The organism is Arthrobacter sp. StoSoilB22, from assembly GCF_019977315.1.
GTDB lineage: Bacteria > Actinomycetota > Actinomycetes > Actinomycetales > Micrococcaceae > Arthrobacter.
Genome location: NZ_AP024652.1, coordinates 3,907,209 through 3,923,881 on the forward strand (window position 1 = coordinate 3,907,209; position 16,673 = coordinate 3,923,881).

The 16,673-nt window shown below is 62.8% G+C and carries 17 protein-coding genes and 1 pseudogene; 7 read left to right on the plus strand and 11 right to left on the minus strand.

From position 1 onward, the window contains the following. Positions 1-203: 203 nt before the first annotated feature. Positions 204-626 (plus strand): hypothetical protein, encoded by a 423-nt coding sequence (locus tag LDN70_RS18105; protein WP_223941013.1) that lies wholly within the window; start codon positions 204-206, stop codon positions 624-626. Positions 627-725: 99 nt separating this feature from the next. Here the strand turns inward: LDN70_RS18105 and LDN70_RS18110 are convergent, their stop codons facing one another. Continuing rightward, the gene (locus LDN70_RS18110) at positions 726-1,028 is read right to left on the minus strand and encodes a DUF3040 domain-containing protein (protein WP_166842241.1); all 303 of its coding nucleotides are present in this window, start codon (positions 1,026-1,028) and stop codon (positions 726-728) included. Between the two features lie 194 nt (positions 1,029-1,222). Between LDN70_RS18110 and LDN70_RS18115 the strand changes: the two genes are divergently transcribed. Beyond that, entirely contained in the window at positions 1,223-1,690 is a 468-nt protein-coding gene (locus LDN70_RS18115; RefSeq protein WP_223941014.1) for a hypothetical protein, read from the plus strand. Between the two features lie 6 nt (positions 1,691-1,696). Here the strand turns inward: LDN70_RS18115 and LDN70_RS18120 are convergent, their stop codons facing one another. The 7 genes from LDN70_RS18120 to LDN70_RS18150 all read right to left on the minus strand — a co-directional run bounded on the left by LDN70_RS18120 (position 1,697) and on the right by LDN70_RS18150 (position 9,040). Further along, a complete protein-coding gene (locus tag LDN70_RS18120; protein ID WP_223941015.1) occupies positions 1,697-2,119 on the minus strand; it encodes a heat shock protein transcriptional repressor HspR in 423 nt (140 codons plus the stop codon). A 10-nt stretch (positions 2,120-2,129) separates the two neighbouring features. After that, positions 2,130-3,110: a DnaJ C-terminal domain-containing protein gene (locus LDN70_RS18125; protein ID WP_166842239.1), complete on the minus strand. Its 981-nt coding sequence runs from the start codon at positions 3,108-3,110 to the stop codon at positions 2,130-2,132. A 187-nt stretch (positions 3,111-3,297) separates the two neighbouring features. Beyond that, positions 3,298-3,957, minus strand: a complete 660-nt coding sequence (locus LDN70_RS18130) for a nucleotide exchange factor GrpE (protein ID WP_142937826.1) — start codon at positions 3,955-3,957, stop codon at positions 3,298-3,300. Between the two features lie 2 nt (positions 3,958-3,959). Further along, on the minus strand, positions 3,960-5,822 hold the full coding sequence (gene dnaK, locus LDN70_RS18135; protein ID WP_223941016.1) for a molecular chaperone DnaK: 1,863 nt from the start codon (positions 5,820-5,822) through the stop codon (positions 3,960-3,962). 779 nt (positions 5,823-6,601) lie between these two features. Continuing rightward, complete coding sequence (locus LDN70_RS18140; protein ID WP_223941017.1) at positions 6,602-7,495, minus strand: DUF817 domain-containing protein; 894 nt, start codon at positions 7,493-7,495, stop codon at positions 6,602-6,604. After that, entirely contained in the window at positions 7,488-8,279 is a 792-nt protein-coding gene (locus LDN70_RS18145) for an oxygenase MpaB family protein (RefSeq protein ID WP_142937822.1), read from the minus strand. The genes LDN70_RS18140 and LDN70_RS18145 overlap by 8 nt, the downstream gene beginning before the upstream one ends. A gap of 17 nt (positions 8,280-8,296) precedes the next feature. Then, a complete protein-coding gene (locus LDN70_RS18150) occupies positions 8,297-9,040 on the minus strand; it encodes a TetR/AcrR family transcriptional regulator (RefSeq protein ID WP_223941018.1) in 744 nt (247 codons plus the stop codon). A gap of 134 nt (positions 9,041-9,174) precedes the next feature. On the opposite strand from LDN70_RS18150, the gene LDN70_RS18155 reads away from it, so the two are divergent. Next, the gene (locus LDN70_RS18155) at positions 9,175-10,116 is read left to right on the plus strand and encodes an NAD-dependent epimerase/dehydratase family protein (RefSeq protein ID WP_223941019.1); all 942 of its coding nucleotides are present in this window, start codon (positions 9,175-9,177) and stop codon (positions 10,114-10,116) included. A gap of 55 nt (positions 10,117-10,171) precedes the next feature. After that, on the plus strand, positions 10,172-11,023 hold the full coding sequence (locus LDN70_RS18160) for a CPBP family intramembrane glutamic endopeptidase (RefSeq protein ID WP_223941020.1): 852 nt from the start codon (positions 10,172-10,174) through the stop codon (positions 11,021-11,023). A gap of 19 nt (positions 11,024-11,042) precedes the next feature. Here the strand turns inward: LDN70_RS18160 and LDN70_RS18165 are convergent, their stop codons facing one another. Further along, positions 11,043-11,894 carry a phytanoyl-CoA dioxygenase family protein gene (locus LDN70_RS18165; protein ID WP_223941021.1) on the minus strand — a complete coding sequence of 284 codons (852 nt, stop codon included), beginning with the start codon at positions 11,892-11,894 and terminating at the stop codon, positions 11,043-11,045. A gap of 121 nt (positions 11,895-12,015) precedes the next feature. Here LDN70_RS18165 and LDN70_RS18170 point away from each other — a divergent pair, with 121 nt between their 5' ends. The 3 genes from LDN70_RS18170 (at position 12,016) to LDN70_RS18180 (ending at position 16,016) form a co-directional block, all read left to right on the plus strand. Then, positions 12,016-12,882, plus strand: coding sequence for a helix-turn-helix domain-containing protein (locus LDN70_RS18170; RefSeq protein ID WP_223941022.1), 867 nt, complete (start codon positions 12,016-12,018; stop codon positions 12,880-12,882). 137 nt (positions 12,883-13,019) lie between these two features. Continuing rightward, entirely contained in the window at positions 13,020-15,068 is a 2,049-nt protein-coding gene (locus LDN70_RS18175; RefSeq protein WP_223941023.1) for an NHL repeat-containing protein, read from the plus strand. A 156-nt stretch (positions 15,069-15,224) separates the two neighbouring features. Then, entirely contained in the window at positions 15,225-16,016 is a 792-nt protein-coding gene (locus LDN70_RS18180; protein ID WP_223941024.1) for a glucosamine-6-phosphate deaminase, read from the plus strand. Between the two features lie 23 nt (positions 16,017-16,039). On the opposite strand, the gene LDN70_RS21180 is transcribed toward LDN70_RS18180, so the two are convergent. Together LDN70_RS21180 and LDN70_RS18185 are read right to left on the minus strand one after the other, a co-directional pair. Then, positions 16,040-16,168 carry a hypothetical protein gene (locus LDN70_RS21180; RefSeq protein ID WP_286198889.1) on the minus strand — a complete coding sequence of 43 codons (129 nt, stop codon included), beginning with the start codon at positions 16,166-16,168 and terminating at the stop codon, positions 16,040-16,042. 85 nt (positions 16,169-16,253) lie between these two features. After that, positions 16,254-16,613 (minus strand): annotated as a pseudogene (locus tag LDN70_RS18185) (DUF1016 N-terminal domain-containing protein); the annotation flags it as partial. Between the last annotated feature and the right edge of the window lie 60 nt (positions 16,614-16,673).

Genomic DNA, 16,673 nt, shown 5'->3' on the forward strand with positions numbered 1-16,673 from the left:
TCACCCGGATGCTTCGCGCCGCTCCTTCCCGGTTGCCCTGCCTCGCCGCCTGTAAGCCACGGCGTGTCGGCCCCCAGGCCCGCGTTATATGCGGGGTGGCACTGGGCAACTGGGAAGGAGCGCGCGCCGGGGGGCATCTGTTGATCACAGGTGCTCAAGCGTAGGCTGGCAAGCAGGTCGTCTAACCACGTGAGGGGCTCAGCATGTACAAAGCGCAAAGCATCATTCCCGCCGCCCAGGATCTTGCCCGGGAATGGGTAACGCATGCGACAGAGGGCACAACCGCACAAACAGACGCAGTGGTGAGGTGGGCTTTGTCCCGGATCAACCACGCCGACGTGCCGTCCGTGGTCCAGGGTGTGATGCTCACTTTGACCGGCAACAAAAAGGCCGCCAAGGAAGCTAAACGCACTGCCGCCAAGGCAGTAAAGAAGGCCACCCGGGCGCTCAGCCGGAAGACCACGCAGCGCAGCTCCGGCCGTGCAGTATGGTTCACCGCCATTGCTGCTGCCGTCGTGGGAGCGGGCGCAGTGTTTGCTTGGCGAATGATGATGCCTCCGGGCGAACCCGAGCCTGTCCAGCGGCCGGAAACCCCGGTCCAGCCGCCGGTCCCACCGGTTCCCTAGGTAACGTCTTCCCGGAAGGTCTCCCCCGAACGTCGTCCCTAGCCGCCGCTCCCCATCGCACCGGCAGGGTGGTGCGGGGCGACTCAGGTGCCGAACCTGCTAAGGTGCCGCGTGGTCGTCGTGCCGTCCGAACAGTCTCCGTAGCGATGTCCCGGTCACGAGCCAATAGGCTCCGCCACTGGCCAGCAGGAACCCCGCGACGCCCAGGATGACCAGCTGGGTGACGATCCCGGCGATCACCATGATGAAGCCGACCAGAACGGCCAGGCTGCCAAGAACGTTGCGCGCCAGAGCGCCACGTGGGCGACCGGACTTCAGCTCATAGGCGAGGCCGGGATCCGTTGAAGCGAGATCCCGCTCCAGCTCTTCCAAGCTCCTGCGTTCTTCATCCGACAACGACATCGGAATTCCTCACCACACGAGCAGGGCCGCCGAGGCTGCGTCAATGCTCAGAACACCCGCACGAGCGCTGCTTGCCGTGCTATGCCTTCATTATCTTCCCGTTGAGGTGTTCTAGCCATATGGCGGTCCCCCTTCATCACCGGCGGCAGGTCCAGGTATCGACTTACCAAAGGTTCTAAGCATGCTTACGATGGATGGGCAGGATTCAGACGCACCACCAGCATGGAACCCCCACCGCCGACTGGAAAGTTGAACTCCCCATGGCACGACGAAGCGCTAGAAAAGCACAGAGCATCACTGAAGCGGTTCCTGGGCGCCGCGGACCTCGAAAGGCCATTTGGCTTATTGCCGCGGGCCTCGTCGCTGGCATAGCTGGCGGAGTTTTCGGCTTCCGCATGCTGGTACCGTCCAGCGAATCTGAGCCGGCCAAGACACCGCGGCGTCAACCGGAGGAGATTCTGGTCAGGGAGGAGCCCGTGGAAATCTCCACCAGGATGCGCCCGGGCGAATGGACCGAGGAGTCCCTGCAGGAGCACCTTGAGGATTACAAGCAGCAGATCCGGGACATGGGAGCCAAAGAGTCGCAGATCGTGGTGGACGTAGAGCGGACCGAAGCCGGCGCTGCCCGGGTAGTGGTCAGTTGGGACCGCAGCCGGGCGTAGCCCGAGCTAGTCCGCCGACCGCGGCCGCCACACCACTACGGCCTGCGACCGCGCTCGTGGACGCTGCCCGCGGGCCAAGCTAACGACGTCGCCCGCGGCACCTGCCGCGAAGATCCGCGCATCCACGGGTGAGCGGCGGCGCGACAACTCCTCGGTCAGCTCAGTAACCCGGTACTGCAAGGCAGCAACCTGGTTTTCGAGGTCGAGGATGCGTTTGATGCCCTCGAGCGAGACGCCGGACTGCGAGAGGCGCTGGACCTCCCGCAGTTTATTGACGTCGTTCTGCGAATAGCGGCGGGACTTGCCGGGAGCGCGGCTGGGCGAAACGATGCCCAAACGGTCGTACTGGCGCAACGTCTGCGGATGCATATCGGCAAGCTCCGCAGCCACGGAGATGACAAAGATCGGCTGGTTGACGTCGATTGCCATGACCGCCTCCTTACAACCGGGCCTTCGCGGCCAAGTCGCTGCGCGGGTTGGCATCAGTGGTGGCCGCCGCGAAAGCCTTCACGGCTTCCTCTGCTTCTTTGTTGAGGTTCTGCGGGACCGCGACGTCGATTGTCACCAGCAGGTCGCCGGTGGACTTGGACGTCTTCACGCCACGACCTTTCACCCGGAGGGTACGGCCCGACGGAGTCCCGGCCGGAACGCGCACCTTGACGGTGTCGCCGTCGAGCGTTGGAACTTCAATGGTGGCGCCGAGCGCCGCCTCCGCAAACGTGACGGGCACGTGGATGCGGATGTTGTCGCCGTCGCGGTGGAAAAAGTCGTGAGGCTTGACGCTCACCGTGATGATGAGGTCGCCGTTGCCGGCAGGGCCAGCGTTGCCCTTGCCACGCTGGCGGACCTTCTGCCCGTCCTTGATGCCGGCCGGGATCTTGACGTCGATCACGTTGCCGTTGCTCTCACGCAGGCTCACCGTGGTGCCCTTAATGGATCCGGCAAAGGAGATGGACGTTGTAGCCGTCCGGTCCGCGCCCTTCTGCGGAGCCCGTTGGAACCCGGTGGGGCCGGCACCTCCAAACCCACCACCAAACAGGTCAGCGAACTCCGGAGGGATGCCACCGCCCGCAGGCTGACGGGCACCAGGCCCACCGCCAAACAGGCCGCCGAACAGGTCCTCAAAGCCACCGTTAGCTCCGGCACCACCACGCCCGGCGCCAGCACCCGGAGCAAACCGGGCACCGCCCATGGCACGGATGGCATCGTACTGCTGACGGTCCTCAGGATTGGACAACACCGAGTACGCCTCGGAGATGTCCTTAAACTTCTTCTCCGCAGCAGCATCCCCAGAGTTCGTATCAGGGTGATGCTCCCGCGCTAGCTTGCGGTAAGCCTTCTTAATATCCGCATCGGACGCATCCTTGGCAATACCAAGGATCGCGTAAAAATCCTTTTCAACCCAGTCCTGGCTGGCCAAGAGCGTTTCCTTTCAAATCAATAAACAAGCACCTGCGTCCACCCACCTTAGGCGAGCCGACCGCCGGAGCGGAGCGAGACAAGGGGCCCGGGAGTGGCATCGGGCCTGCCGGAGCGTGGCGGCTAAGTCCGTAGGACTAAAGCCGCCACGCGTAGGGGCGGGCCCCTTGTCTCGCTTCGCGGTGGGACTAAGCGGGAACCGCGACGATCACTTGGGCTGCACGCAGGACCCGCTCACCTGAGCGGTATCCGGAGCGCAGCACCTGGCTGACCGTGTCAACCTCAATGTCTTCGCCGGGCTGCTGGATGAGTGCCTCGTGGATGGTGGGGTCGAATTCGACTCCGGTATCCGCGATGCGTTCCAGTCCGTACGTCTTCAGCGCGTTCTCCAGTTTGGTGGCGATGGCGGCGAAGGGGCCGTCTTCGAGGTCACCGTGCTGGCGGGCGGCGTCGACGTCGTCCAGCACCGGGAGCAGTGAGTTCAGGACGCCGATGACGGCCATCTCTCCTGCTACGGCGCGGTCGCGTTCGACGCGCTTGCGGTAGTTGACGTACTCAGCCTGGAGGCGGAGGAGGTCGTTGCGGAGCTCCGCTGCCTGGGCTTCAGCCGCGGCACCGGAGGCTACCGATTCCTCGGCCGGCACCTCTACCCCGTTGAGGATTTCCTCAGCCTGGGAGAGGGCGTCGCCGTCTGTAGGAGCGGCGTTGCCTTCGGTGGGAGCTGCAGCTTCGCTATCCGGGTGACGGGCTGCCCCGGTCTCCGGGTCAACCTTGCGGTTGTCCCGGATAACGGGCTTGCGCGGCTCGCCGCTTTCTGAGTGCTCTGCTTCGTTGCCGTGGTGAGGCATGGCTACTTCTTCGCTTCGTCTTCGTCGATGATTTCGGCGTCGACGATATCCTCGTCGGCAGCCTTGTCACCGGCAGGAGCGCCTTCTGCACCGGCACCCGGAGCGTCAGCTGCGGAGGCCTGGGAGTAGATGGCTTCGCCGAGCTTGGTCTGTGAGGCCTGGAGCTTCTCGAACGCAGTCTTCACAGCGGCGTCGTCGGTGCCTTCCAGCGCGGACTTGAGGGCGTCGACGTCGGCCTTGACCTCGGTCTTGACTTCCTCAGGCAGCTTGTCCTCGTTGTCGGCGATGAGCTTGTCCACGGAGTAGGCGAGCTGCTCTGCGGAGTTACGGGTGTCCGTAGCTTCGCGGCGGGCCTTGTCCTCTGCAGCGTGCTCTTCGGCTTCACGGACCATGCGGTCGATGTCGTCCTTGGACAGTGCCGTGCCACCGGTGATGGTCATGGACTGTTCCTTGCCCGTGCCCTTGTCCTTGGCGGACACGTGGACGATGCCGTTGGCGTCGATGTCGAAGGTGACCTCAACCTGCGGAACGCCACGAGGTGCCGGGGCGATGCCGGTCAGTTCGAACGTGCCCAGCGGCTTGTTGTCGCGGGTGAATTCACGTTCGCCCTGGAAGACCTGGATGGCCACGGACGGCTGGTTGTCGTCAGCGGTGGTGAAGGTCTCCGAACGCTTGGTGGGGATAGCGGTGTTGCGCTCGATGAGGTGCGTCATCACGCCACCCTTGGTTTCGATGCCGAGGGACAGCGGGGTGACGTCGATGAGGAGGACGTCCTTGCGCTCGCCCTTCAGGACACCGGCCTGGAGTGCGGCGCCAACGGCCACGACTTCGTCCGGGTTGACGCCCTTGTTGGGCTCCTTGCCGCCGGCGAGTTCCTTGACGAGCTCGGAGACGGCAGGCATACGGGTGGAGCCACCGACGAGGACGATGTGGTCGATGTCGGAAACCTTGATGCCGGCTTCAGCGATGACGTCCTGGAACGGCTTCTTGGTGCGGTCCAGCAGGTCCTTGGTGAGGTCCTGGAACTTGGCACGGGTCAGCTGCTCGTCCAGGTGGACCGGGCCGTCGGGGGTGACGGAGAGGTACTGGAGGGAGATGTTGGTGCTGGTGGAGGAGGACAGTTCCTTCTTGGCCTGCTCGGCAGCTTCACGCAAACGCTGGAGGGCGATCTTGTCCTTGGAGAGGTCGATGCCCTTGACCTTGAGCTGGCTCAGGAGCCACTCGACAACGCGGTTGTCCCAGTCGTCGCCACCGAGGCGGTTGTCACCGGCGGTTGCGCGGACCTGGATGGTGGAGAAGTTGTCTTCGTCCTTGCCAACCTCGAGGAGGGAGACGTCGAAGGTTCCGCCACCGAGGTCGAAGACCAGGATGAGTTCGTCTTCCTTGCCCTTGTCCAGGCCGTAGGCCAGTGCAGCAGCGGTGGGCTCGTTGACAATACGGAGGACGTTGAGGCCTGCGATTTCGCCGGCTTCCTTGGTGGACTGGCGCTCGGCGTCATTGAAGTAGGCCGGAACGGTGATCACAGCGTCGGTGACCTTTTCACCCAGGTAGCTCTCGGCGTCGTTCTTGAGCTTCATGAGGATACGCGCGGAGATTTCCTGCGGCGTGTACTTCTTGTCATCGACGGCGACGTTCCAGTCGGTGCCCATGTGGCGCTTGACGGAAGCGATGGTGCGGTCGATGTTGTTGACGGCCTGGCGCTTGGCGATTTCGCCGACCAGGACTTCGCCGGACTTGGAGAACGCAACGACGGACGGCGTGGTGCGGCCGCCTTCTGCGTTGGCGATAACGGTGGGCTCGCCACCTTCGAGAACAGAGACCACGGAGTTGGTGGTTCCGAGGTCGATACCTACTGCACGTGACATATCTTGTTTCCTTTCAATGGCCGATGTTGGAGATTGCACCTGACAGCGGTCCGCTGGGCGGTCTACGTGCCGGAAGCCTGCTCAACAATCGGCTAGTTGAGCGTTCTGCACTCAACTGTACTCAGCCTCGGAAAGATGTCAATCCAAAGTTGAGTGACGTACGCTCAACTTTGGATTGAGAGCCTAGGAAAGCCCCGGAATCACGCGGCTCAGGGGCTGGTTTCGCCCACGGTGAACTGGCAAACTGGCCCGATGGAGATCACTGGATACGTGCCTCCGGACGAGTTCTGGGAGATGAATGACCGGATGGAGCAAGAGGTTCGGAGGGGCGCGCACCAGCTCCCGCTGTTCTCCATGGAGGACCAGGAAGGCCCTGTCATGCTGGGATCTTGGCAGTTGGACGGCAGCGAAGGTGGAGTGTCCCACGGCGACGGATTTTCGCAGACGGGCACGCTGGTCGAGGTGATCACCACACCCCAGGATCCACGCGACGTCGCCAGAAACCGTTGGCGCGCCTCGGCCGGAATACCGCACAACCTGGAAGAGCCCCAACGCCAGGACGCAACCTTCAACGCCCTCGCCGTTGAGCGGCTCACCATCACCGTTGACGGCACGCCCACAGACGTAACGCTCTGGCGCGGAGCGAAATCGTGGCTCGCCGCCGGGACATTCGGCGGCTTCGGCATAGTGATCAACGCCCAACGCAACCCCACCGGAAGCCGTCCGCCTGACCCGAGTGCCCGACGTCGAGCCCTTGCTTCAGTCCCGGCGCGCGGCACTCAAGGCGATACGCGGCGAAGCATAGGACTCTCCGCGTCAGTAGAAGCGTCAAGCGGCTCCGGCTTGTACACCCATGCCACCAGCACCACGGAGATAATCATCAGCAGGAACCATGCCAGGAGCTTGTCAATGGAGACCGCCTGCCAGCCCTCAAGCTGGTTCGGATACAGCCACGCGCGGGACCACGTGCCAATGTTCTCCGCGAACCAAATGAACAGCGCCACCAGCAGGAACGAGACCAGGATGGGCATACGGAAGCGACGCCGGAACACCCGGAAGTGCATCACGCACCGTCCGTAGACAAGCACGACGGCGGCCAGCAGCACCCAGCGCGCGTCGAAGATGTAGTGGTGCGAGAAGAAGTTGATGTAGATCGCGGCCGCAACAAGTGCCGTGATCCACCGCCGCGGGTACCGGTCGAAGCGGAGGTCGAACAGCCGGAACACCCGCACCATATAGGACCCCACGGCCGCATACATGAAGCCGCTGAACAGTGGAACGGCCCCGATCCGAAGGACGCCTTCGGCCTCGTACGCCCAGGATCCGACGTCCGTCTTGAACAACTCCATCACCGTGCCCACCACATGGAACAGCAGGATCACCCGCAGTTCCAGCAGCGTCTCCAGCCTGAAGGAGATCATCAGGACCTGAATGACGACGGCGGCAATGGTCAGGAAATCGTTACGGGCAAGGCCCGCGTTATCCGGGTACCAGAGGCGCGCTGCGATGATCACCGCGAGCAGGGCTGCACCGAACACACAAGCCCACGCCTGCTTCAGCCCGAACACCACGAACTCGGTCAGCCCGGCCCGCACACGGCCATCGGGGGTTCGGTCAAGGTAACGGTGCGCAAGGGCGTCGATGGACTCTTCCACCGACGTGGAGTTACGCATAGGGCACCGCGGAATCCACCACAAGCTGGCCCAAATAATGGTCGCGGGGCCAGTGCCGGATCCGCTGGGGCAAGCGCGGATACACGCGACCCACCATCCGCATGGTCCGCTCGAAGCGCCGCGCCTGGCTTTCGCCCCAGGTGAAGCCGAATCCCTCGCGCACGTGATCCGGCAACAGGCCGGCCGTGAGGAACCGCGCCAACGGCATGGCCAGACGCAGCAACCGTGGTCCTCCAGCCGGGTAGAGAAGGTCCCTGGCTACCTTGAGCGCCTTGTCATCCGGGCGAAGTCCGCGCACCTGGGATTCCCAGTACCTTGCAAAGGCTGCCCGGTCAGCCGGCCATTTATCCGCCGGAAGCTGCAGGGCTGTCCCGATCCGCGCATACTCGCGGTAGATACGGTCGGCGGTATCGTCGTCGAGCATTCCATGGACCTGCTGATAGACGGTGACGGCGGTGTCGTAAAGGGTGGCGACCACCCAAAGTTGGGAGTCGGCGTCGAAAGCGCTGTAGCCGTGTGAAGCACCATCGGGTCCGCGGCGGACCGGGGCATGGGCTCGGTTGACGGCGCGGCGAACGGCCTTCAGCTGTTCCTCCGAGCCGTAAACCACCGCATACACGTAGGTCATGGTCGCGCGGAGCCGATCCATGGGGCGCTCCGCGAAATTGCTGTGCTCGGCCACGCCATGACCCACTTTGGGGTCCGCGATTTGCAGGAGAATTGCGCGGCCCGCGCCGGCAAGGAGGACACCCTCCGCACCAATGTCAGCCAGTCCACGAACCATCTGAATACTGTAGCGCCCTAGCCTTGGAGCCCCACGACGCCCTGAAGCACGCCCAGCTGATGCTCAAAAAGCTCGTCGCGGGCCTTGAAAGTCTCCGGCCCGTACTGCCCAAAAACCTCGAAGCTGATGGCCCCGAACACCGACGTCCACACCAGAACACCGCGCGCTAACGACGCGTCTGGTGCCGCGAGATTCATTTCGGCGCGAATGGCCGACAGGTCTTCGGCCAACGCCGAGGGAATCACGACGGCGGGAGTCACCTCTGCGGACAGGGCACCCGCGCGGTATGCGGCATCAAAGATCCCGACGAGACGGACGATGACGCGTGTTCCCGGAACGGTGGTGCGCTCCCCCGGTGCCTGATACCCAGGGACGGGGCTGCCGAAAAGCAGGGCGTAGCGGGCGGGCTCTCGGATGGCCCACGCTCGTACGGCCTTCGCGAGCGCTGTGAACTGCCCGGCGTAGTCCTGGTCCGGAACTGACTCCACGGCCTGATCCACTTCATCACCGAGCTCGTTGTACGCGTCGATGAGCAGCAGCGTGAGGAGCTCGTCGCGGTTCTCGACATACCGATAGACGGCAGAGGATACGACGCCTAGATCCCTCGCCACGGCTCGCAGGGAAAGAGCCGCTGCGCCGTGGACGGCGAGGTGCTCACGGCCCAACCGGATGATGTCCGCGATGGTTTGCGTGCGTGCCCGCTCCCTCGGAGTTGGGGGCTTTGCCTTGGCCTTGGCTGCGATGGGTTGGGCTGACGTCATGCCAATAGCTTGCCATAACAGAGAGCGCCGTCAACAAACGAGAGCACCGCTCTTGACTTTCATGGATAGTGCGGTCATTCTGTTTTAGAGAGCACTGCTCTTGTTTTAGATTTCCGAACTATAGAAGGAACCTCATGTACGTCGTCACAGGAGCAGGTCCCGTTGGTTTCACTGTCGCGGAGCAGTTGGCAGAGCAGGGTCACCAGGTGCGCGTCCTTACCCGCTCGGGCAGCGGCCCGGATCATCCACTGGTGGAGCGCCTGCGGGTGGATGCCGCCGACCCCGTGCGGCTCACTGAAGCGGTGGCAGGTGCCGCGGCAGTTTTCCATTGCATCCACGGCTCCGCCTACCGTGCAGCAGCGTGGGCCGCCGAACTTCCCCCAGCAGAGCAAGTGGTGATGGACGCAGCGGCATCCGCGGGCGCCGTCGTCGTCTTCCCCGAAAGTCTCTATTCGTACAGCGAACCTGACCGCGTGATGACCGAAGCAAGTCCCCGGACAGCCGCCGGCGGGAAGCGCGGCATCCGGACAGCACTGCTCGCGGCACGGCAGGCGCATGCGGCCAACACTGTGAGCGTGGTTGCCGGTGATTTCTTCGGGCCTCGCGTGACGATGGCGCATGCCGGCGAGCGCATGGTGAAGCCCATCCTGGCGGGCAAGGCAGTGCAGTTCATCGGGTCCACCAAGCAGCCACATTCCTTCACTTACGTTCCGGACCTTGCCGCTGCCATGATTGCGGCAGCGCATAAACCCGAGCTGTGGAACACCGTACTGCACGCCCCCACGGGCCCGGCCGTAACGCAGCGGGACATGGCCGCAGCGCACGCATCAGCCGCCGCTGTTGCCGCGCCGAAAGTCAGCGCCGTACCCGGATGGGTGTTCCGGGCGGCCGGCATCTTCTCCACTGACATGCGCGAACTGGCGGAAATGCTGTACCAGTTTGAGCGCCCGTTCCTAATGGATTCCTCGCAGAGCCAGAAGCTCCTGAGCCTCGAGCCGACTCCCTTGGCGGAAGCTGCAGCGGCCACCGTTGCGTGGTGGCGTGGCGCTGCACATCCGACCCAGGCATCGGCCTAGGCTCATCAGGATGGCCCCGGCCTAAAGGGGGGGAACAAGCAGGAAGGTGCTGAACATGCATGAAAGTGACTCTGGATGGATCCGCTTTTGGAACCGCGGGACATGGTGGAAAGCCCTTTTGTTCATTGCTGCCTACTGGGGCGTCTATGAACTGATCGGGCTGGGTATCGGCACCCTGTCTGGGAGCTTCATCAACCTGAAGGACCCGTTGGCTGATCCACTCACCGCGTTCCTCATGCTTGCGCTGCCCATCCTGATCGCCGGAATATTGCTGTTCCTCTTTGCACGCTCGCTCGGTTGGGTCAAGGAGATTTTCGGCCCCCAGCCCCTCCGGGGGAAGGCTTGGATGTGGGTTGCGATTCCCCTCCTCGTCATCCCTATCTTCCTGCGGCTGGTAGCGACCAACTGGTCCGCGTACTCTGTTGGACTTGTTCTGGTCATGGCCTTCTTCGGCCTCTGCGTGGGATTTACCGAAGAACTCGCCACACGAGGAATCGTTGTTAACATGCTCCGCAACGGGGGCTACGGTGAACGGCTGGTCTTCGTTTTGTCTACCGCGTATTTCGCCTTGCTGCACAGCGGAAACATCCTCACAATGGAGCCGCTGGTTGTGGCCGTGACCGTGGTCTACACCTTCGGATTTGGTGCCATGATGTACCTCTCCATGCGGGTCACAGGCAGCATCACCTGGGCAATCCTGCTGCACGCCGCCACGGATCCAACCACGTTCCTGGCCACAGGTGGCATCGATGCAGCCACCGAATCAGCCGGAGCGGCCGGCCTGATTTCAATCGCCGGGCTCTTCAACTGGGTCTACATTCTTTTGGCATTGCTGGCCATCTTCCTCGTCAAGGGACATGCCACGAGAAACAAGCTCGACTCCCCCGATTCCATCGACGCGGCCTGATCCCGGGAGCGGCGGCGGGCTAGAGCCCGTCGTCGTAATTCCAATGCTCCTGCCATCGCCAGTCGATGGGTTCGCTGAGACGCTGGTAGCGGATGTCAGTGGACAGGCGCATTGTGCCGTTGCTGTCAGTGTTGTCCAAGGCCGCGTGCACAATATGCACGGAGTGGACCACCACGTCACCCACCTCGTAATCGGTCACGAGCCACCGGGCGTCGTGCTCATTCGCCAGGCCGGGGAGGTCTGCCGTGATTGAGGCTGCGGGCATCTTCAACGTTCCCTCCCGCTCCTCGGCCATCACCCAGTGGTGGCTGCCCTCCAAATAAGCCAGGCCACCACGCTCGCGCGGGCAATCACCCAACGGAATCCACATGGACAACACGCGATCACTGCCTTCGCGGAGATAGACCAGATCGTAGTGAGCTTGGGTGGCCGTTCCTATGCCGCTGTCACCGGGCTTGGTGTGGCGAATGATTTTTCGCCGGTGCAGATGCACGTCATTTTCGAGGAACCAGGCAAACCAGTCGGCAATCCCCTCCGCAGTGCACAGTGCTTGATACTCCGGCCCGGGAACGATGTGCTGGAAGAGGCCACGGCGCAACACAGCACGGTCCACGTCACCAGGCGCCGCAATGCCCTCACGGGGATCCGTACCCTCCGCGTAGACGTTGGCTCCGCTCAGAGAGCCAAAGTAGAACTCCCTGAAATCCAGCAACTGTTCCGGGTTCAGCTGACCCTTCAAGTAGAGGTACCCGTCTCTGCGGAGCCTGGCCCACAGGGCTTCACGGTCCCGGCGCTCGGCAGGTGGCACCGGCTCAAGTTCGGCGAGACGGGAATCCGATTCGTCCAGGACGTAGCCATTCGAAGTCAACATAGTTCCCACCCTGTCAGTGGCAAGCAGCCAGGTGAATGGACTCCGATTCCTGAAGACTTGGACTTTTGTGTGGCCTGCCTTGCCGTTTGTCTTGGGGCCTTGGCAAGGGCAGCATTGGCCCATGGACAATTGGTCAACCTACCGGCATCCCGCGTCTCCCCTGAGGGATCTTGGCCTGGCATGCCTCGGTGCCGGTGAGCAAAGTGGGATGTTGCCCTCCTTTGCCGGACGAACCCTCAGCAGCCACGCCATAGTGCTGGTGAGCGAAGGATCCGGGCACTTCATGGTGGACGGCAGGCGCCTCAAGGTCCAGGCTCCTGCGATCATCAGGCTCTTCCCCGGGGTAAGCCATGGGTACGGACCTGGACCGAGGGGCTGGAAAGAGCATTGGTTGTTGTTCACCGGACCTACGGCGAGAGCATTGGAGGAGCTGGGATGCTTCGCACGGAGCCAGGCTCTTGTGCAGCTTGATGGTTCCTCGGAGGTTGGTTTGGAGGAGGCTCTTGGACTTTTTCCTGCTCTCAACGCGGCTCTCCTGACGGGTGGACCACAAGGAGATCTGGACGCCTCCGTGCTCTGCCAGCGGGTCCTGATCCAGACGGGCAAGCCGCGCAATCCGGTGGTCATGGACCCCCGGGCAAAAGACAACAAGCTGATCTCCGCACTTCGCGAGGCCGCCCACCTGCCGCTCACTTTGTCCCAGTTGGCCGCCTCGCTCAAGGTCCCGGTTCCCGAACTCCGGCGTGCGGTGCAGACCGCTACCGGTGTTGGCCCCAAGGAGCTCCTCATCCAGCTCCGGATACAGCGCGCCCAGTCATTGCTGGCTGACACGGATCTTCCCGTTCAAAGGATCGCGTCACTCACGGGCTATGACGACGCCGCTTACTTCAGCCGGCTCTTCACCAAGAAGACCGGGTCCTCGCCAAGCCAGTTCCGCCGGGAGCACCAGCGTGCTGACCCGATGGAGCAGCACACGTGGGATGTCTGAAAATGTTCGAATTATGGATTTCCTGATGGGTGGCTGAAACGCTGGACCCAGTGCACAGGACGTCTCCGGAACGTCCCCCACAGCACGAATACCGCTTTTGGAAACACCCCACGGGACACTCAATGAGGAGATCTTCCATGTCCACTTTCGCCATCAATCGTCGTCAGTTGCTGCAGACCGGGGGCATCGGCGGACTCGCCGTAGCACTGTCAGCAATGTCCTCCGGTGCCGCCCAGGCCGCACCGAAGAAACAAACCGCAGGCAGCCCGCAGATCACCGACCTTGGACCCGCCGTCGTTCAGTTTTCCCTGATGAGCTCGCTGCTGGTGGGCGACACCGTCTACATCGGGTCCCGCAACCTGAACCCGGTACGGGTGATTGGATACCACCTCCCCACAGGCACCATCACGTCACGGACAGACCTCGGCTCCGGGTACAGCATTCAGGCCCTGGCCGCTGACTCCACCGGACGCTACCTGTACGCAGGCGTGCTGCGTGACGGGGTTGACGGAAAGCCGAACCTCTACCGCTGGGACCTCAGCACACCGAACGTTCCTGCAGTGGGCGTCGGCGAAACGGGCGACCGTGATATCCGGGCCCTGGCCGTGGCCCCTGATGGAAAGGTCTACCTCGCCGGTGGCGGACAAACCACCGATGCTCCCTCCCTGTGGGAATACGATCCCTCCACGAACGCCATGACCAGCTGGGGAATCCCGGACCTTGGAGCCACCATTGCCCAGGCTGTGGCTGCCACTGCCAGCCACGTGTATTTCGGTACTGGGAGCACTCTGGGCGGTGGCAATGGCTCCAGCCCGGCACGCCTCTTCGCGTTCGATCGCACCACCAAGACGTCCACGAATATCCTCCCGGCGGACGTTGCCACGGGTGTCTCAGTGACTTCATTGAGCGTGCTGAACGGGCAGCTCGGAGTCGGGGTCAAGGGGCCCGGGAAGTCCGTGCTGATCAACTTGGCCAACCATGCCCAGTACGCCGTCATCGCCAAGACTGGCGTCATGTTCAGGCAGTTGGGCAACGACGTGTTCTTCGTCAAGGAGCCGGGCGTGTGGTCCTACAACATGGTCACCAAGAAGATCACCCAGATCCTCACGGAAGATGTTGGCGCTATGTGGGGCCTGGATGTCTATGGCAACAAGGCACTCACGGTCTCCTCTTACGACGTCATCAAGATCGATCCCGTGGCGAAGACAGCCGTCAAACACGACCTCACCCAGGCCGGAGCGCCAGGCGGGCCTCAGCTGTGCATGGGCCTCGCTGCGGGCGCCGGGGACGTTTATGTGGGCGGCACCGGAACCATTGCCCGTCACCAACTGGCCACGGACCAGGTGTCCTATCTCCGCGCAACCGGCGAAGCCAAGGACGCCGTGATCGTGGGCGGAATCCTCTACACGGGCCAGTACAACTCCCGGGGAATCTACGCCTACGATCCCGCCACCGGGCAGCTTCCCTACCAGGTGGCCGCGCTTCCCCCCGGACAGAACCGGCCCTTGGATGTCTGTTGGGATGCAGTCAACGGCCTCGTCATAGCCGGAGCGCAGAACGATACCGGCGGTGGTGGCTGCTTCGCCGCCTACAAACCTTCCACCACGCAGGTCATCACCAAGGTCAACCCGATTGACGCCCTCCAGATGGTCCGCGCCGTGGCAACCAAGGACGGTGTGGCTTATCTGGGTGGCGACAACATCTACGCCACCGGCCCCAGGAGCACCGTGGTGGCCTGGGACCCGGTGGCGAACCAGGAGCTGTGGCGTCTGGATCCCGGACAGACCCAGGGCATCGCCGCCCTGGCCATCCACGGCAACTACCTTTTTGGAATGTCCCGGAAGGCGGCCGGCCTGTTCGTCGTGGATCTCACCACAAGGCAGGTGGTCCACACCGGAGACCTCAGCGCGGTGTGCACTGATTTCGGCGCCTTGGTGGCCACTGAGGAGAAGGTCTACGGAGTCTCCGACACCACAGTCTTCAGCATCGATCCCACCACGTTCGAGGTCACAGTGGTGGTGGCCGCAATCAACGGCGGCTGGTACAGCGGCCCACACATCACGGCAGACGAAGACGGACTGCTCTACACCTTGCAGGGGCCCAATCTGGTCCGGATTGATGACTTATCCCCTGAAGGGAAGCTCAAGAAGGAAAAGAAAGAGAAGAAGGACAAGAAGCCCAAATAGCCCTGGCAGAACCGATGCAGCAGGCAAGCGGAATGTCTGAATTTGTTCGGATGATGGAATTCCGGGTCCTCGGCTGAAACGCTGGATGGAACATCCCGAGGGACTGCACGTGCGCTGCCGTCCCGGCTGTAAGCACGCTCGAAGTTAAGGAAACCCATGGCAGAAATCATCATTGTCCGCGACCAAGCCGAGGCTGGAAGAGTGGCGGCGTCGATCTTCGCAAAGCAGATCATCACGAACCCGGGCACCGTGCTTGGCCTCGCCACCGGATCCACCCCTCTGTCCACCTACGCCGCATTGGCGCGGGCAGTCCGCGATGACCGGATCGATGTTTCCGGCGTGCGTGGCTTCGCCTTGGACGAGTACCTCGGCGTCCCACCGCAGCACCCCGAGAGCTACCGCTCCGTGATCACCCGCGAGGTGGTGGAGCCTTTGGGATTGAATCCGAATCACGTGTTCACGCCCAGAGGTACGGGCCCGGACGTCACCCTGGCCGGCACGGAGTACGAAGCGATGATCACGGAGGCCGGGGGCATCGACATCCAAATTCTCGGCATCGGTTCCAACGGCCATGTGGGTTTCAACGAGCCCGGCTCATCCTTGGCATCGGCGACCCGAATAAAGGCGCTGGCCGAACAAACACGCAAGGACAATGCCCGCTTTTTCGGGTCCCTTGAGGAGGTTCCCACCCACTGCATCACCCAAGGCCTGGGCACCATCCTCCGTGCCAGGCAGTTGGTGCTGCTGGCCTTCGGAGCTCACAAAGCCCAGGCCGTTGCGGCGGCTTTGGAAGGGCCCGTTTCCTCGGCGGTGCCCGGCTCTGTGGTTCAACAGCATCCGCAGGCCACGGTGATCATCGATGAGGACGCCGCCGCAAAGCTGGCTCATGCCGAGTACTACCGGCACGCGTGGCGCTCGGCGCAGGAGCTGCATGCAGCAGGTTCTTAGCGGGCAATTGTTGGCGTTACCGCCTAAGTGGGCTCGGCCTGTGCCTCGTCAGGTTCTGCCCATTCGAGGGCAGCCACCAGGTGGCCTTCGTTGGGCAGGGCTTGCTGTTCGGAGGCGGGGAGCTTGTCGTATGTATAGGCGGCAACTGCCATGGGTGAGATTGACCGCCCGAGGCTGCACCTGACGCTGCGGTCGTCGGCCAACGAACGAGAATCCCGGCCCGAGTTCCCTCAGAGTTTCGGCGATTCGGCTGGTAAGGGCCAGTTCCAGATCCCGTTCGGCGACTTCCCCCGACAGGCCGAGAAATTCGAAGCTATAGGGGTCCTTGGCTACCTGCTGGGCCAGGTCGGAATCTTGTCCAACAAGCCGTTGGACAAAGTTCGACGGCGCCGCGCCTGTCCTTTCCAACGTCCGGTTCATGATCATGTTCAGCAGGACGTTGCGAGACCAGCCGTGGTCAACTGCGGCAGCCGCGTACCAATCCCGATGCTGTCGAGTGTCTGCCTTGTCCAAAAGTTCGGTGACGTGCCCCCACGGCAATTGTGCAACAACTTGTTGCACAATTGGGTCCGGCCATGCGTCGGCAAAAGCCCGCATATAGAAAAGGTTCGACCGTGAAAGGCATCAGTCATGCACGCAAACCTATTTGCGGCCACT

Coding starts and splice junctions, on each gene's coding strand:
- LDN70_RS18105 (WP_223941013.1), top strand. CDS start 204: ATGTACAAAGCGCAAAGCATCATTCCCGCCGCCCAGGATCTTGCCCGG.
- LDN70_RS18110 (WP_166842241.1), bottom strand. CDS start 1,028: ATGTCGTTGTCGGATGAAGAACGCAGGAGCTTGGAAGAGCTGGAGCGG.
- LDN70_RS18115 (WP_223941014.1), top strand. CDS start 1,223: ATGGGCAGGATTCAGACGCACCACCAGCATGGAACCCCCACCGCCGAC.
- LDN70_RS18120 (WP_223941015.1), bottom strand. CDS start 2,119: ATGGCAATCGACGTCAACCAGCCGATCTTTGTCATCTCCGTGGCTGCG.
- LDN70_RS18130 (WP_142937826.1), bottom strand. CDS start 3,957: ATGCCTCACCACGGCAACGAAGCAGAGCACTCAGAAAGCGGCGAGCCG.
- dnaK (WP_223941016.1), bottom strand. CDS start 5,822: ATGTCACGTGCAGTAGGTATCGACCTCGGAACCACCAACTCCGTGGTC.
- LDN70_RS18140 (WP_223941017.1), bottom strand. CDS start 7,495: ATGCGTAACTCCACGTCGGTGGAAGAGTCCATCGACGCCCTTGCGCAC.
- LDN70_RS18145 (WP_142937822.1), bottom strand. CDS start 8,279: ATGGTTCGTGGACTGGCTGACATTGGTGCGGAGGGTGTCCTCCTTGCC.
- LDN70_RS18150 (WP_223941018.1), bottom strand. CDS start 9,040: ATGACGTCAGCCCAACCCATCGCAGCCAAGGCCAAGGCAAAGCCCCCA.
- LDN70_RS18155 (WP_223941019.1), top strand. CDS start 9,175: ATGTACGTCGTCACAGGAGCAGGTCCCGTTGGTTTCACTGTCGCGGAG.
- LDN70_RS18160 (WP_223941020.1), top strand. CDS start 10,172: ATGCATGAAAGTGACTCTGGATGGATCCGCTTTTGGAACCGCGGGACA.
- LDN70_RS18165 (WP_223941021.1), bottom strand. CDS start 11,894: ATGTTGACTTCGAATGGCTACGTCCTGGACGAATCGGATTCCCGTCTC.
- LDN70_RS18170 (WP_223941022.1), top strand. CDS start 12,016: ATGGACAATTGGTCAACCTACCGGCATCCCGCGTCTCCCCTGAGGGAT.
- LDN70_RS18175 (WP_223941023.1), top strand. CDS start 13,020: ATGTCCACTTTCGCCATCAATCGTCGTCAGTTGCTGCAGACCGGGGGC.
- LDN70_RS18180 (WP_223941024.1), top strand. CDS start 15,225: ATGGCAGAAATCATCATTGTCCGCGACCAAGCCGAGGCTGGAAGAGTG.
- LDN70_RS21180 (WP_286198889.1), bottom strand. CDS start 16,168: ATGGCAGTTGCCGCCTATACATACGACAAGCTCCCCGCCTCCGAACAG.